12 protein-coding genes are annotated in these 14654 nt (G+C 70.9%); 2 read left to right on the top strand and 10 right to left on the bottom strand.

Annotated elements, in window-relative coordinates; all coding sequences use genetic code 11:
* Positions 1–7: 7 nt before the first annotated feature.
* Entirely contained in the window at positions 8–334 is a 327-nt protein-coding gene (gene fdxA, locus ACGIF2_RS08530; protein WP_396045499.1) for a ferredoxin, read from the bottom strand.
* A 138-nt stretch (positions 335–472) separates the two neighbouring features.
* Between fdxA and ACGIF2_RS08525 the strand changes: the two genes are divergently transcribed.
* On the top strand, positions 473–721 hold the full coding sequence (locus tag ACGIF2_RS08525; RefSeq protein WP_396045497.1) for a hypothetical protein: 249 nt from the start codon (positions 473–475) through the stop codon (positions 719–721).
* Between the two features lie 13 nt (positions 722–734).
* Here ACGIF2_RS08525 and ACGIF2_RS08520 read toward each other — a convergent pair whose 3' ends face one another.
* The 6 genes from ACGIF2_RS08520 to ACGIF2_RS08495 form a co-directional block, all read right to left on the bottom strand.
* The gene (locus ACGIF2_RS08520; RefSeq protein ID WP_396045495.1) at positions 735–3332 is read right to left on the bottom strand and encodes a VanW family protein; all 2598 of its coding nucleotides are present in this window, start codon (positions 3330–3332) and stop codon (positions 735–737) included.
* Between the two features lie 128 nt (positions 3333–3460).
* Positions 3461–3952, bottom strand: coding sequence for a flavin reductase family protein (locus ACGIF2_RS08515; protein ID WP_396045493.1), 492 nt, complete (start codon positions 3950–3952; stop codon positions 3461–3463).
* Entirely contained in the window at positions 3949–4368 is a 420-nt protein-coding gene (locus tag ACGIF2_RS08510; RefSeq protein ID WP_396045491.1) for a DUF6113 family protein, read from the bottom strand. The genes ACGIF2_RS08515 and ACGIF2_RS08510 overlap by 4 nt, the downstream gene beginning before the upstream one ends.
* A gap of 4 nt (positions 4369–4372) precedes the next feature.
* A complete protein-coding gene (locus ACGIF2_RS08505; protein WP_396045489.1) occupies positions 4373–5377 on the bottom strand; it encodes a PIG-L family deacetylase in 1005 nt (334 codons plus the stop codon).
* A gap of 14 nt (positions 5378–5391) precedes the next feature.
* Positions 5392–7323, bottom strand: coding sequence for a translational GTPase TypA (gene typA / locus ACGIF2_RS08500; RefSeq protein WP_396045487.1), 1932 nt, complete (start codon positions 7321–7323; stop codon positions 5392–5394).
* 193 nt (positions 7324–7516) lie between these two features.
* Positions 7517–9343: an ABC transporter ATP-binding protein gene (locus tag ACGIF2_RS08495; RefSeq protein WP_396045485.1), complete on the bottom strand. Its 1827-nt coding sequence runs from the start codon at positions 9341–9343 to the stop codon at positions 7517–7519.
* A 44-nt stretch (positions 9344–9387) separates the two neighbouring features.
* On the opposite strand from ACGIF2_RS08495, the gene ACGIF2_RS08490 reads away from it, so the two are divergent.
* Positions 9388–9999 carry a PH domain-containing protein gene (locus ACGIF2_RS08490; RefSeq protein WP_396045483.1) on the top strand — a complete coding sequence of 204 codons (612 nt, stop codon included), beginning with the start codon at positions 9388–9390 and terminating at the stop codon, positions 9997–9999.
* Between the two features lie 7 nt (positions 10000–10006).
* On the opposite strand, the gene ACGIF2_RS08485 is transcribed toward ACGIF2_RS08490, so the two are convergent.
* The 3 genes from ACGIF2_RS08485 to ACGIF2_RS08475 form a co-directional block, all read right to left on the bottom strand.
* Complete coding sequence (locus ACGIF2_RS08485) at positions 10007–11011, bottom strand: ABC transporter permease (protein ID WP_396045481.1); 1005 nt, start codon at positions 11009–11011, stop codon at positions 10007–10009.
* Positions 11008–12546 carry an ABC transporter permease gene (locus ACGIF2_RS08480; RefSeq protein ID WP_396045714.1) on the bottom strand — a complete coding sequence of 513 codons (1539 nt, stop codon included), beginning with the start codon at positions 12544–12546 and terminating at the stop codon, positions 11008–11010. Before ACGIF2_RS08480 ends, ACGIF2_RS08485 begins: the two co-directional genes overlap by 4 nt.
* 303 nt (positions 12547–12849) lie before the next feature.
* Positions 12850–14637, bottom strand: coding sequence for an ABC transporter family substrate-binding protein (locus tag ACGIF2_RS08475; RefSeq protein WP_396045479.1), 1788 nt, complete (start codon positions 14635–14637; stop codon positions 12850–12852).
* Between the last annotated feature and the right edge of the window lie 17 nt (positions 14638–14654).

Raw genomic sequence — 14654 nt, 5'->3', positions numbered from 1 at the left:
CGCCGGGTCAGTCGGTGTGCACCTGGAGGGGCAGCGTCGCGATGATCGGGTGGTCCTTGTCGATCTCACCCATCTTCGCGGCACCGCCGGGCGAACCCAGGTCGTCGAAGAACTCGACGTTCGCCTTGTAGTACTCGGACCACTGCTCGGGGACGTCGTCCTCGTAGTAGATGGCCTCGACCGGGCACACCGGCTCGCAGGCGCCGCAGTCCACGCACTCGTCGGGGTGGATGTACAGCGACCGCTTGCCCTCGTAGATGCAGTCCACGGGACACTCTTCGATGCACGCCTTGTCCTTGACATCGACGCAAGGCTGGGCGATCACATACGTCACGGCTGTCCTCCACGGACGGGGCAGGGTCGACGGGGCGGGGCTTGTCACGCGGTCGGACGACGCCCTGCGCGTCGTCCGACCTAGTATCCCCCAGGTGAGCATCCACACGAAGCGACGTCCGCCACGTGAGGGCGGCGCATGAGCCCCCACCGCACGTCCGACACCCCGCCTGCGTGGCGGGCGTGGACGCCCGGCGTGCGTGTCGTGGTGCGGCGCCGGCTGCCCGAGGGCGCCGGTCACCTCTACACCGACGTGCTGGGCGACCTCGTGGCCGTCGACGACACCGGCGTCGACGTGAGCACGCGGCACGGCACGGTCCACGTCCCGGCAGACGAGATCACGCTGACGAAGGTCGTCCCGCCCGCGCCGCCGAGACGCCCGCGCTGACCGTCCGGGCCTGTCAGCCGCCCTCGGTCACCGCGGGGGCGGCGCCGCACACGACCTTGTTCTGCGCGCGGTAGGTGGTCGACTGCGTCTGCGAGTCCTTGAGCGCGCCGTCCAGGAAGACCTTGCGGGTCACAGCGATCGTGAACCCGGGGTTGCCCGCGGACTGCGCCTCGCACGTGGGCGACTGCGAGTAGGTCGTCGACGTCGGCTTGACGTTCGTGTGGGCGCCCTCGGACACCTCGACCGTCCAGTACGGCGTGCTCCACACCCGGACGTACACCCGACCGCCCGCGACCCACGACTGCAGCAGGGCCGCGTACGGCGTGTTGTTCTCCCACCGCATGTCGAACGTCGGCGTGAACAGCGTCGCCTCACGACCCGCCGGGTAGCGCGAGATCCACTCCGAGTGCGGGTGGTGCTCGACGTCCACGTACCCCGCGAGGAAGCCCGCGTTGTAGAGCGTCGTCGCCATCTGCGACAGCCCGCCACCCATCCCGTCGGTGTGCTCGCCGTTCTTGATCACGCCGGCGTCGATGTACCCGCCCGCGGCCGTGACCGGGCCGACCGTGTCGGCGAGGCTGAACGTCTCCCCCGGCTTCACGACCGTCCCGTTGACGCGCGAGGCGCCGAGCGTGATGTTCCGGGTACGGCGCGGCTCGCTCGTGAGGGGCGTCGAGAACTCGACCACGACCTCCTTGACGCCGAGCGCCTCGAGCTCGGCCGTCGACTGCTCCGGGTCGCTCTCGACGAGCTCGACCGACGCGGTCCGCACGTCGGCCACGGCGGCCGCCGACACCGCCTGCGCGAGGGTCGTCGGGTCCAGCGTCGTGCCCGGCTCCCCCGGGACCACCACGGGCGCGTCGTTCTGGAACTCGAAGTGCGCGTCCGCCGACTCCGTCAGCAGGTCCGTGGTGCGGGCCAGCACCTCCCCGACGAGCGCCACGCCGTCCATCTGCAGCTCGAGCTCGGATCCGTTCGCCGTGAAGCTCGACACCGACGCGAGCGTCGCCGCCGGAAGCTCCACGAGCTGGTCCTCCACCTGCAGCGACACCGACGACGCCACGACGCGACGCGCGGTCACCATGGCCGCGTCGGTCGCCTCCTGGGTGATGGCCGGCTCGACCGCCGTGGTCGGCAGCTCGAGCGGACGCTCGGCGGTGAGCCACTCGTCGACGAGCAGGTCGGTCGCTGCCGGCACATCGAGCGCGGCCCCGTCCTCGGCCGCCGTCGCGGCCGGCTGACCGTCCACGTACACGATCGCGCCGTCGACCGGCTCGACCAGGAGCGCGTCCGCCAGACCCTCGACCGCGGTGTCCAGCGCCGCCTCGTCGACCTCCGTGACGGGCGGCTGCTCCCCGACGCCGAACAGGTGCTGCCAGAGCCGCGCGGGGCTCAGGTCGACGCCCGTGAGCGAGTCGACGGTGCCGGGCACGTCGAGGGTCAGGCCCGCGGCCGCCGGGTCGAGCGTCGTCGAGTCCTCGCCGGTGGTCACAGTGAAAACCTCGGTCGACGCCGCGGCCAGGCCGTCCTCGAGCGCGGCCTCGGCGGCGTCCCGGTCCAGGCCGCCGACCTCGACACCCGCGACCGTCGCGCCCCGCGGAACCCTGTTCCCCAGCGCGTAGCTCGCGCCGACGTAGACGCCGGCCAGCACGACCAGGACCAGACCGATCGTAAGCAGCACGCGGGGCCACCGGCGCCGCGCGTCACCCTCGGCGAAGTCGTCGAGCGGTGAGCCCGGCTTCTGCCCGGCACCGCCCGACGAGCTGTCCGTCGCCTCGGGAACGGGGCTCGACGTGGCCGATCCCTGCACCGTGCTCCACGCGGTGGGGGCAGGCGGAGCGGGCGTGGTCGGCGCAGGCGTGGTCGGCGCAGGCGTGGTCGGCGCAGGCGTGGTCGGCGCAGGCGTGACCGGCCCAGGCGTGATCGGCGCGGAGCCACGGGGCACGCCCGCAGGGGCGGCCGCGGCCGCCGGCGGGGCGATCACCTCGGTCGGGGCGATCACCTCGGTCGGAGCGATCGCCTCGGCCGGGGCGATCACCTCGGCCGGGCGGAACGGGCGGAAGACCGCCGGAGCGGCAGCGGCAGCAGGAGCGACCGGCTCGGCCGCCGGACGCTGCGGCTCGGTCACTGCAGCCGACCCGACGACCTGCGGCTCGGGCTGCTCGTCGACCTCAGGCTCCTCGTCGACCTCAGGCTCCTCGTCGACCCCAGGCTCGGCGGCCGATGCGTCGTCCGTGGTCACCGGCGCAGGATCGTCGTGGACGGGTTCGTCGTGGACGGGTTCGTCGTCGACGGGCTCGTCGTCGGGCGAGGCGCCCGGGGCCGCGGCGGTGCCACGCACCGCCGAGCCGGAGGCTATGGCGCCGTCCTCGTCAGAAGGCTCGGCCTCAGAAGGCTCGGCCTCAGAAGGCTCAGTCTCAGAAGGGTCGGTCTCAGCCACCTCGGTCTCGTCCACCGCGGGCGCGTCGCCGTCCTCGACGGCGGAGCCACTAGAAGCGTCGACGGGGGTCGCGTCAGCAGGCGGGGTCGCGGCGTCGAGGTTAGTGTTGTCGTCCACGGGACCGTGGGCGACCTCGGTCGCGTCCTCGTCGCGCTGCGTGCTGCTGGCCATCGATGACTCCCCCTGCGGTCAGGCTGAACGGGTGATCCGCGCCAGATTCTACGGGTGACCCCTGGATGAAGCGGCCAGGTTCGGACGATCCACGCGTCCAGCACCAGGTCCGGTGCCCTGTGAGCGGGTCAGCGCACGCCGTGCGTGCGGCCACGCAGATGCACGAGCCCCCCGGCGTCGGCCGCACCCTGGCGGGCGTCGAGCACCGACCCCACCACGATGTCGTGGTCACCCGCGGGATGGATCGCGGCGGTGCGGCACTCGAACCACGCGGCGGCCCCGTCGAGCCACGCCGCTCCCGTCAAGGGAGCGGCCGTGTGCGGCACCCGCCCGAGCTGCCCCACGACGGGTCGCCCGGGCGAGGCGAGCCAGTCCGCCACAGGCCCGGAGGTGTCGGAGAGCACGCTCACGGCCCACTCGTCGACGTCGTCGAGGGCCTCGCGCAGTCGCGAGTCGGAGTGCACGCAGAACAGCAGCAGGGGCGGCTCGAGCGAGACCGACGCGAGCGAGCTCACTGTCGTCGCGTGGTCGGTGCCGCGCCAGCGCAGCGAGACGACCCCGACCCCCGCGGCCAGCCGTCCGATCGCGGCACGGAAGACGTCCGGGTCGACAGGGATCACTGCTCGTCCGGCGTCGATGCGGAGGGCTCGGCCCTGCCTCGGCGGCGGCGCGGTGCCCGCGGCTCGTCGTCGAAGAGGCTGCGGGGGGCGAAGGCTGCGACGCCGATCGCGACCGCGGACCCGATGATCCACCACAGCCCCAGCGAGTCGCCCGCCGGGACGAGCACGTCCCCGCCCGGGCCCGACTGGGCGAGCACCGGAACCACGAGGAGCACGCCGGCGGCGTAGCCGACGAAGGTGACCCACCCGTCCCACGCACGGGTCGCGACCGCGGCGCACAGCACGAGCGCGAGCCCGAGGACGAGTCCCCAGGGGACGACAGCGCGGTGCATGACAGTGCCGACGACGGCGACGAACGCACCCAGGACGAGGGCCACGAGGCCGCGCACGAGCGCGGATCCGGTCAGATGCTGCACCAGGTCAGGCTACCCGTCGTACACCGGCGGGCAGCGACAGCCCCGCGGTGCTCGAGCCGGGCGCGAGGCGGTAGCCCTCGGCGGCGAGCACCGGGGCCAGCACGTCGTTGCTCAGGGCGTACCGGGCGACGACCCGGTGCAGGTCAGTCGGCCCGTCCGCTGCCCCCGGCTCAGGGAGCAGGGCGGGCTCTGCGGTCACCGCCTGGACCTGGGTCGCGTGGGCACGCAGCGCGCCCAGCACCTTGTCGAGCACGGGCAGAACGTCCACGACCAGGTCGACCGTGGCATCGGGCACCGCGACCGAGGGCAGCAGCCCGGCGGGGTCGGGGGCAGTCAGCGCCGCGTCCTGGTGGGGGGCGAGGGCCGCGTAGGCCGCCCGCAGCGCGTTCTCACCCTGCGCGGCCCAGAGCACCGCGGCGACGCGGTGGGCCGGTCCGGCGTCGGGGTGCCAGGCCGGGTCGGCCGCGAGCTCGACGGCGCGGGCCGTGACCTCGTGGGCCCGGACGTGGTCGGGGTGGCCGTAGCCGCCGCCGGGTTCGTACGTCGCGACGACCTGGGGGCGTCGGGTGCGCAGGACGCGGGCGAGCCGCCCCGCCGCGTCGTCCAGGGCGACCGCGACGAACGCCCCCGGGGGCAGGTCGTCGAGCCGTCCGGCGCGCCCGGTCCCGGCCCAGGCCATGCCCGAGTCCGAGAACCGCACCGGCGCGGGCCGGGGCTCTCGTGCCCCGACGGGCTCGACCCGGTCGAGGAAGAGGTGCTCCCCCACACCCAGCGCACCGAGGGCGGCCGCGAGCTCGACCTCGCGGTGGGCGGCGAGGGCCGGCCCGTCGCCCTCGAGGTGCGCGAGCTCGGGGCCGATCACCTCGCCGAGCTCACCCCGGGTGCACGTCACCACGGTGACGGGCGCCCCGGAGGTCGCCCAGGTCGCGAGCAGCGTCCCCGTGGCGAGCGTCTCGTCGTCCGGGTGCGCGTGCACCGCGACGAGACCGCCCACCTCCGGGGACGCCACCGCAGACCCCGGCGTCAGGCGCGCTTGGTGCGGGCGAACGCGCGGGCGCGCTCGGTCTGGTCGAGGATCACCTTGCGGATGCGCACGACCTCGGGCGTCACCTCGACGCACTCGTCCTCACGGGCGAACTCGAGGCTCTCCTCGAGGGTGAGGTGGCGCGGCGGAGTGAGGTTCTCGAACGTGTCGCTCGACGCGGCACGCATGTTCGTGAGCTTCTTCTCCTTGGTGATGTTGACGTCCATGTCCTCGTTGCGCGAGTTCTCGCCGACGATCATGCCCTCGTAGACCTCCTGCGTGGGGTCGACGAAGAACGAGCCGCGCTCCTGCAGGTTGATCATGGCGAACGGCGTGACGACGCCCGAGCGGTCCGCGACGAGCGAGCCGTTGACACGGGTCTCGATCGGACCGACCCAGGGCTCGTAGCCCTCGGCGATCGAGGACGCGATGCCGGTGCCGCGCGTGTCCGTGAGGAAGCGCGTGCGGAAACCGATCAGGCCGCGAGCGGGAACCATGAACTCCATGCGGACCCAGCCGGTGCCGTGGTTCGACATGGTCTCCATGCGACCCTTGCGCTGCGCGAGCAGCTGCGTGACGGCACCGAGGTACTCCTCGGGCACGTCGATGGTCATGCGCTCCATGGGCTCGTGGCGCTTGCCGTCGATCATCCGCGTGACGACCTGCGGCTTGCCGACGGTCAGCTCGAAGCCCTCGCGACGCATCTGCTCGACGAGGATGGCCAGCGCGAGCTCACCGCGGCCCTGGACCTCCCACGCGTCGGGGCGCTCGGTCGGCAGGACGCGCAGCGACACGTTGCCGATGAGCTCCTTGTCGAGGCGGTCCTTGACCTGACGGGCCGTGACCTTGTGCCCCTTGCCGCCCTTGCCGGCCAGCGGGGACGTGTTGATGCCGATGGTCATCGAGATCGCGGGGTCGTCGACCGTGATGAGCGGCAGCGGCCGCGGGTCGTCCGGGTCGGTCAGCGTCTCGCCGATGGTGATGTTCTCGATGCCGGCGACGGCCACGATGTCGCCGGGGCCCGCCGAGTCGGTGGGCACCCGGTCGAGCGCCTTGGTCTCGAGCAGCTCGGTGACCTTGACGTTCTGCAGCGTGCCGTCGGCACGGGCCCACGCGACGGTCTGACCCTTGCGGATCGTGCCGTTGAAGATGCGGAGCAGCGCGAGGCGGCCGAGGAACGGCGACGCGTCGAGGTTCGTGACGTGCGCCTGCAGCGGTGCGCCCTCGTCGTACGTCGGGGCGGGGATCTTCTCGAGGATCGTCGCGAACAGCGGCTCGAGGTTCTCGCTGTCGGTGGGCAGCGTGCCGTCGGCGGGCTGCACGGTCGACGCGCGCCCGGCCTTGGCCGCCGCGTACACGACGGGCACGTCGAGGATCGCGTCGAGGTCGAGGTCCGGGACCTCCTCGTGCAGGTCGCTCGCGAGGCCGAGCAGCAGGTCGGTGGCCTCGACCACGACCTCCGAGATGCGCGAGTCGGGGCGGTCGACCTTGTTGACCACGAGGATCACGGGCAGCTTGGCCTCGAGGGCCTTGCGCAGCACGAAGCGCGTCTGCGGGAGCGGGCCCTCGCTCGCGTCGACCAGCAGCACGACGCCGTCGACCATGGACAGGCCGCGCTCGACCTCGCCACCGAAGTCGGCGTGGCCCGGGGTGTCGATCACGTTGATGGTGATGCCGTCAGGCTCACCCGCCGCCGCGGCCGCGGGACCCGTGTACCGGATCGCCGTGTTCTTCGCGAGGATGGTGATGCCCTTCTCGCGCTCCAGGTCGCCCGAGTCCATCGCGCGTTCGTCCACGTGGGCGTGGTCGCCGAACGACCCGGCCTGCCACAGCATGGCGTCGACGAGGGTCGTCTTGCCGTGGTCGACGTGGGCGACGATCGCGACGTTGCGCAGGTCGGAGCGCACGCTCTTGCCGGCGGGCACAGACATAGGAAGACTCATCTCAAGGTGTGGGGAGCGCGCCGCGTCATGGGGCGCCGATCGATTCTACCGGTTCCTGCCAGGTGCACGTCCGCACCGCACGATCCGTGGACGGACCGCGTCCCGGGACGGACACGCACCACGGGCGGGCGCCGGTCCCGAAGAACCCGCGCCCGCCCGTGGGTGGTACGTGCAGCAGACGTCAGACGCCTCGCGTCTCGACGACGTCCTCTCCGACGGCCTCGGCCGCGGCGTGAGCAAGCTCCGCGTCGTGGGCCCCGAGCTGGCCGTCGCGGGCGGCGAGATCTGCGGCCGCCTCCTCGAGGAGCCGGTCGCGGGTCTCACGGCGCAGCTTCTGCTCGGCCGGGTCCGGCACGGGCACCGCGGCGAGCAGGCGCTTGGTGTAGTCGTCACGCGGGTCGCGCAGGATCTGGTCGCGCGAACCGACCTCGACCAGGCGGCCCTTGTGCATGACGGCGATGCGGCTCGAGAGGATCTCCACGACCGCCAGGTCGTGGCTGATGAACAGGCACGCGAAGCCGTACTCGCGCTGCAGCTCCTGGAAGAGCTCGAGCACACGGGCCTGGACCGAGACGTCGAGGGCCGAGGTCGGCTCGTCGGCGATCAGCAGGCGCGGGCTCAGCGCGAGCGCCCGGGCGATGCCCACGCGCTGCCGCTGACCGCCCGAGAGCTCGTGCGGGTAGCGGTTGCGCATGGCGCGCGGCAGGTGGACCTGGTCGAGCAGCTCCTCGACCTTGTGGCTCAGCTCCGCACCGGCGAGGACCTTGTGCAGCTTGAGCGGCTCGCCGATCGACTCACCGATGGGCAGTCGCGGGTTGAGCGAGGAGCCCGGGTCCTGGAACACGATCGAGACGTCCTGGCGCACGGCGCGCAGCGCTTTGGGGCTGACCCCGGCCAGCTCGACCCCGTTGACCTGGAGCGAGCCGCCCGCGACGGGCAGCAGGCCCACGGCGGCGCGTCCGACGGTGGTCTTGCCCGAGCCGGACTCCCCCACCAGGCCCACGACCTCGCCGCGCCCGATCGTCAGGTCGACGCCGTCGATGGCCCGGAACGCCGGCACCCGACCGCGCGCGGGGTACTCGATCACGAGGTCCTTCGCGACGAACGCCGCGTCCACCTCGGAGGGTGCCTCGGCGACGGGCCGGGGCTCCGCGGTGGTCGAGGACGTGCCCTCGACCGTGAGCTTGTCCGAACCCAGGTGCGGCACGGCGTCGAGCAGCTGCTTCGTGTACGGGTGCTGCGGGCGGTAGAAGATCTCCTCGACCGGGCCCGACTCGACGATGCGGCCGTCCTTCATCACGACGACGCGGTCCGCGAGGTCGGCGACCACGCCCATGTCGTGCGTGATGAGGATGATGCCCGAGTCGATGCGCGAGCGCAGGTCCCGCATGAGCTTGAGGATCTCGGCCTGCACCGTGACGTCGAGGGCCGTGGTCGGCTCGTCGGCGATGAGCAGCTTCGGGTCGCAGGCCAGCGCCTGGGCGATCATCGCGCGCTGGCGCTGACCACCCGAGAGCTGGTGCGGGTACTTGTCGACCGACTGCTCCGGGTTGGGCAGGTCGACCATGTGCAGCAGCTCGATGGCCCGCTCGCGCGCCGCCTTGGGACCCATGTCGTGGTGCACGCGCAGGGTCTCGATGATCTGGAAGCCGACCGTGTAGACCGGGTTCAGGGCCGTCATCGGCTCCTGGAAGATCACCGCGACCTCGTTGCCGCGCACGTGGCTGAGCTGCGAGTGCGACAGGCCGATGAGCTCGCGGTCGCCGAGGCGCGCGCTGCCCGTCGCACGGCCGTTGGGCGGCAGCAGCCCGATGAGCGACATCGACGACTGCGTCTTGCCGGAACCCGACTCGCCGACGATCGCGAGGACCTCGCCCGAACGGACCTGGTAGCTCACGTCGATCGCGGCCGGGAACCACTCGCCCTCGACGAAGAACTCGACGCCGAGGCCCTTGACCTCGAGGATCGGAGCCTTCTCGGCTGCGGTGGTGGGTGTCTGAGTGGTCACGGGCGAACCGAACCCTTCCGTGAGCTGTCTGCGAGCATGGCCGCATGAGTGCGACCGAGGATGTGGAGTTCCGACCGACGTTCGGCCGAGGCCTGACGGTAGCCGTCGGGGTGCTGTGCGCCGCGACCCTGGTGGTCACGGCGTGGGGCGACGTGTGGTCCGGTGTGCGGCTCGCGCCGCTGCTGGCCCTGGTGACCGTCACGGTGTGGGCCCTGTTCGGCCGCCCCGCTGTGGTCGTGTCGCCATCGGGCGTCGAGCTGCGCAACGTGCTGCGTACGGTCGAGCTGCCGTGGCCCTCGATCGAGCTGATCGACACCAAGTACGCCCTGACGCTGCACACCGCCTACGGCGTGTACGCCGCCTGGGCGGCGCCCGCACCGAGCCGTTCGCAGGCGCAGAGCGCTGCCCCCGGCGACGCCGCGCACCGCTATGCCGCCGGCGGCGGGGCCGGCGGGGTGCGACCCGGAGACCTGGCCGGCACCCCCTCGGGCGAGGCGGCGGCGCTGGTGCGCAGCCGTTGGGAGGAGCTGCGGGACGCCGGTCATCTCGACACCCCGCAGCTCGAACGCCCGCGTCCGCGCGTGCGCTGGCACACCGCGACGCTGGCCACCCTCGTGGTGCTCGCGGCGCTCAGCGCTCTCGCCCTGCGCGCGTGAGCGCACGTCAGGCCTTCGCCATCTTGCGCTTGCTCGGGATGCGCCGCTGACGCGGGTCGAACGCGTCCCGCAGGCCGTCGCCGATGAAGTTGATGCACAGCGCGATCGAGACGATGAACAGACCGGGCCACCAGAACAGCCACGGACGCGTGGCGAACGCGCTCTGGTACTCGGAGATCAGGTTGCCGAGCGAGACGTCGGGCGGGTTGATGCCGAAGCCCAGGTAGCTCAGAGCCGTCTCGAGCAGGATCGCCGAGGCCATCAGCAGCGTCGCGTTGACGATGATGACGCCGACCGCGTTCGGCAGGATGTGCTTGAACATGATGCGGAAGTCGCTCGCACCGGCCACCCGGGCCGCGTCGACGAACTCGCGCTCACGCAGCGCCAGGAACTCACCGCGCACGAGCCGGGCCATCGACGTCCAGGTCACGAGCGAGAGGGCGAGGGCCAGGACCATCGCCGAGGCGCCACCGACCAGTCGGCCGAGGATCGCGCCGATCATGATCACCGGGATCGTGATGATCATGTCGGTGAAGCGCATGAGCAGGTTGTCCCAGCGGCCACGGAAGTAGCCCGAGAGCGCCCCCACGGTGATGCCGATCGTCGTGCTCAGCAGACCGATGACGAACATCACGAGCAGCGACTGCTGCGTCCCGCGCATGACGCGGGCGAAGCCGTCACGGCCGATGTTGTCCTGGCCGAACGGGTGCGCCCCGATGTGGAAACCGCCCGTGAAGCTCATGGTCGGCTCACCGCCGTTGACGACCGGCGGCATGTCCTGCGGCGTCCACTTCCACCAGCCGGGGAGAGGCCCCCAGCCGATCGACGTGGTGGCCAGCAGGATGATGAAGACGAGCACGGTGGCCGAGACCATCGCGCCGCGGTGACGCATGAAGCGGCGGCGGACGATGCGGCTCTGCGAGAGCCCCTCGACCTCCTTGAGCTCGATGGCGTTCTCAACGTTCTCGGTGTGCTCCGGCGCGACGGGCGCCGGGGTGGTCGGCGTGGTCATGCGTTCACCCGGATCCTGGGGTCGAGAGCTGCGTACACGAAGTCGACGACGATGTTCGCGATGACGAGCAACGTGCCGGCGACGAGGAAGTACCCCATCACGGGGTTGGCGTCGGCGTGCCTGAGCGCGTTGAGGAACATCGAGCCCATGCCGCTCCAGCCGAAGATGCGCTCGGTGATGATCGCGCCACCGAACAGCGCCGCGATGTCGAGCGGGACGACCGTCGCGAGCGGGATCAGCGCGTTACGGAACGCGTGGCGCACCACGACGACCCGCTCGGGCAGGCCCTTGGCCCGCGCGGTGCGGATGTAGTCCTGGTTCATGACCTCGAGGAGGCTCGAGCGCGAGTACCGCGTGTACGACGCGAACGAGATGAGGATCAGGGCGACCGTCGGCAGCAGCAGGTGCGTGAACGTGTCGAGGGTGGACACCCAGTAGTCGCCCTTGAGACCCGGGGTCTCGGAGCCGATCGTCGCGATCGGGCGCCCGTTGATCCGGCTCGAGTTCGAGTACACGTACCACACGCGCATGACGCGGTCGATGAAGATGAACACGCTCATGCCCACCGCGGTGATCGCGGCCGCACGCATCGAGAGCATCCGGTCGGGGCCGCCGAAGAGGTAGCCGACGAGCAGACCGACGCCGATCGCCACGATCGCGAGCCCGAGCATCAGCCAGGTGCTGGCCGACGACGCGAACAGGAACTGCAGCGGGAAGTACAGCACCACACCGATCGCGACGGTCGTCAGCGCGGCGTAGAGCGCGCGGCGGTTGCGCAGGCCGGCGGTGAGCACCGTGACGCCGTACGCGATCGCGACGCCGAGCACGGCGATCACGACCGGGCCGAGCGACGGGTCGAGCAACCACCCGCTGGCCGAGACGAAGATCAGCGCCGCGGCGCTCGCGAGGGCCGCGACGACGAACGTCGTCAGTCGACGTCGCGCCTGGCCGCCGATGAGCGCCATCCAGATCAGGCCCGTGACGACGGCCACGACCAGCACCGTCGGGACGGTGAACGTCGGATCACGCAGGAAGTCGTTGAAGCCGATCGCGCCCCAGGTCTTGAGCAGCACGGCGACCCAGAACGAGGGCAGCGAGTACAGCACGAACGACAGGAACGTGACCCCGTAGTCGAAGCCCGAGTACTGGCGCAGCGCGCTCGCGATGCCGACGACGACGCCGAGACCGATCGCGATGAAGGTGGAGGCGGCGACGAGCTGCATCGTGGACGGCAGGGCCGTGCCGAGCATCGCCGTCACCGGCTGGTTGGTGATCCAGCTGGTTCCCAGGTCGCACACGCCGACTGCGCAGCCGGCGGCTCCCCTGAGCCAGAGCAGATACCGCAGGGCGGGCGGGGTGTCGAGGTTGAGCATGCGGATACGCGCCTCGATCTGCGCTTCCTTGTTCGCCGCCGTGCTGGTGCGCAGGTCCTCGAGGGGGTCGATCGAGTACGAGAGCAGCATGTAGACGATGAACGTCGCGCCCAGGAGGACGACGACCGAGGACAGCACACGCCGTCCGATGAAGGTGAGCATCGGCGCTGCGGTGCGGAACCGCGCGGCGAGGCCGGACGCGGTAGGCGGAGCGGGCTCCGCCTTCGTGTCGGCACGGCTCGTCACTGTGGTGGCCATGAGTGGGGGGACCTCGCTGAAGGTGGTCTGTGAACGGCGTGATTCTACGCGTGCCCCTGGGGAGGGATGACGTCACGCCTTGAGGTCGGTGCGGGGGCACCGCTCCCAGGGTTCTCCGGGACTTCTCCCAGACGTTCCGGGAGCGTACGACGGGGGTACTGCGGCAGGTGCCGCAGTACCCCCGTCGCGCGGGTCGGAAGACTCAGCTCAGGCGCTGAGCTCCCACTCCCAGAAGTTCCAGAAGATCGTCGGCGACAGGGAGATCGTCGAGACGTTCTTCACGACGTCGCGCGAGGCGACGACACCCGGGAACTGGAAGATCGACACGCCGAACGCGTCGTCGTTCAGCTGCTTCTCGATCTTCGTCACCAGCGCGGTCTCGGCCTTCGGGTCCGTGTTGGCACCCAGCTCCGTGAACCAGGCGTCGACGTCGGCGTTGGAGTAGCCGTAGAAGTTGTTGTTGCCGCCGGTGATGTAGTTCGCCTCCGAGTTGAGGGCGAACGTGTTGGTCGACTGCCAGGCGAAGAGCGCCGCGTCGTAACCGGTCGTGTCACCGTCGAGGCGGTTGCCCCAGTCGGTGGCCGACGCGTTGATGACGTTGAAGCCGGCCTGCGCAGCCGAGGCCGCGATCAGCTGGTACTGGTTCTCACGGCGCACGTTGCCCTGGCCGAAGAGGAGACGGACGTCGACCGACGGCACGCCGACCTCGGCGAGGAGAGCCTTGGCACCCTCGATGTCGACGTCGGCCCACTTCTCCGAGCCGTTGCCCGCGACGACCTCGTCGTACGCGGCAGAGCCGGGGACGTAGATGAACGAGTCACGCAGCTTGGCGTCCGCCTGGAGCGGGACGATGAGCTTCTCGAGGATCTCCTGGCGCGGGATCGTCTTGAGGAACGCCTCACGGACCTTGCGGGCCTTCTCGGCGTCGCCGCCGTACGTCGCGGGGTCGAACGGACCACCGTTGGTGAACTGCAGGTCCACGTGCTCGTAGGAGCCCTCGGGAGCGCCCTCGACCTTGACACCCTCGATGCCGTTCAGCGTCGCGAGGACGTCGACGGACGACTGCGGGGCGATGATGTCGAGCTCACCGTTCTGCAGTGCGGTGACCTGCGCGAGCGGGTCCTCGTTGTAGCGGATGGTGATGCTGTCGACCTTGGGGATGGGGCCCCAGTCGTAGTCGTCGCGCAGCTCGAGCGTGAGGTACTCGTTCTCGACGAAGTCCGTCATGACGTACGGGCCGGACGAGAGGTACTGGAGCTTGTTGTCGGGCAGCGACGTGAAGTCGAAGCCGGTGTTCCATGCCTTGGCGATGCCGCTCAGCGCGGTGGCGTCGGCGTTCGTGAACGCGTCGATGATCGCCTGCTTGCCCTTGGCCGGGTCGTCGATGCCGAGGCCCAGGCTGGCGACGGCGTGCGCCGCGACGGGGGGCAGGTTGAACGAGACCTCCCAGTCGGAGCGGGGCTCGTCGTACTTGAGGGTGAGCGAGCGGCCGTCGTCGCCGATGACCGGGGTCTCGGTGACGAGCTTCATGGCCTCGGACTCGCCGTTGAAGTACACGCCGGCGTCGACCACGTCCTGGTTGGTGACGTTGCCCTCGTCGTCGTACTCGGGCTCGACGTTGTTGTACGCACCGTTCTGCGCGCCCCACCAGAGCATGAGGTCGGCGGCGTCGACGGCCGTGCCGTCAGACCAGGTGACACCCTCGTTGACCGTGTACTTGACGGTGAACGGGTCCTCGGAGACGACCTCGTACGAACCGACGCCCTCGTTCTGCTTGAGGTTCAGGTCGCCGTCGTAGTAGTAGAACGTCGACGTCGTGAGGTAGATGATGTTCGCGTTGGCCGTCGCGTTGCCGGAAGACGTCAGGTTGTTCTGAGAGTAGAACGCCTGGTTCCAGCCGACGTTGATCGAGGTGGCCTCGTCGATGGTGCTCTCCTTCGGCGTGCTTGAGCACGCTCCGAGCACCAGTGCGCCGACGGCGGCGACTGCTGCCACCGCGCCAATTCGCCTGA

The sequence above is a fragment of the Cellulomonas sp. P22 genome, assembly GCF_044392165.1.
Note: the sequence above shows the minus strand (reverse complement) of the source record. Positions and strands in the feature narration are given on the sequence as shown.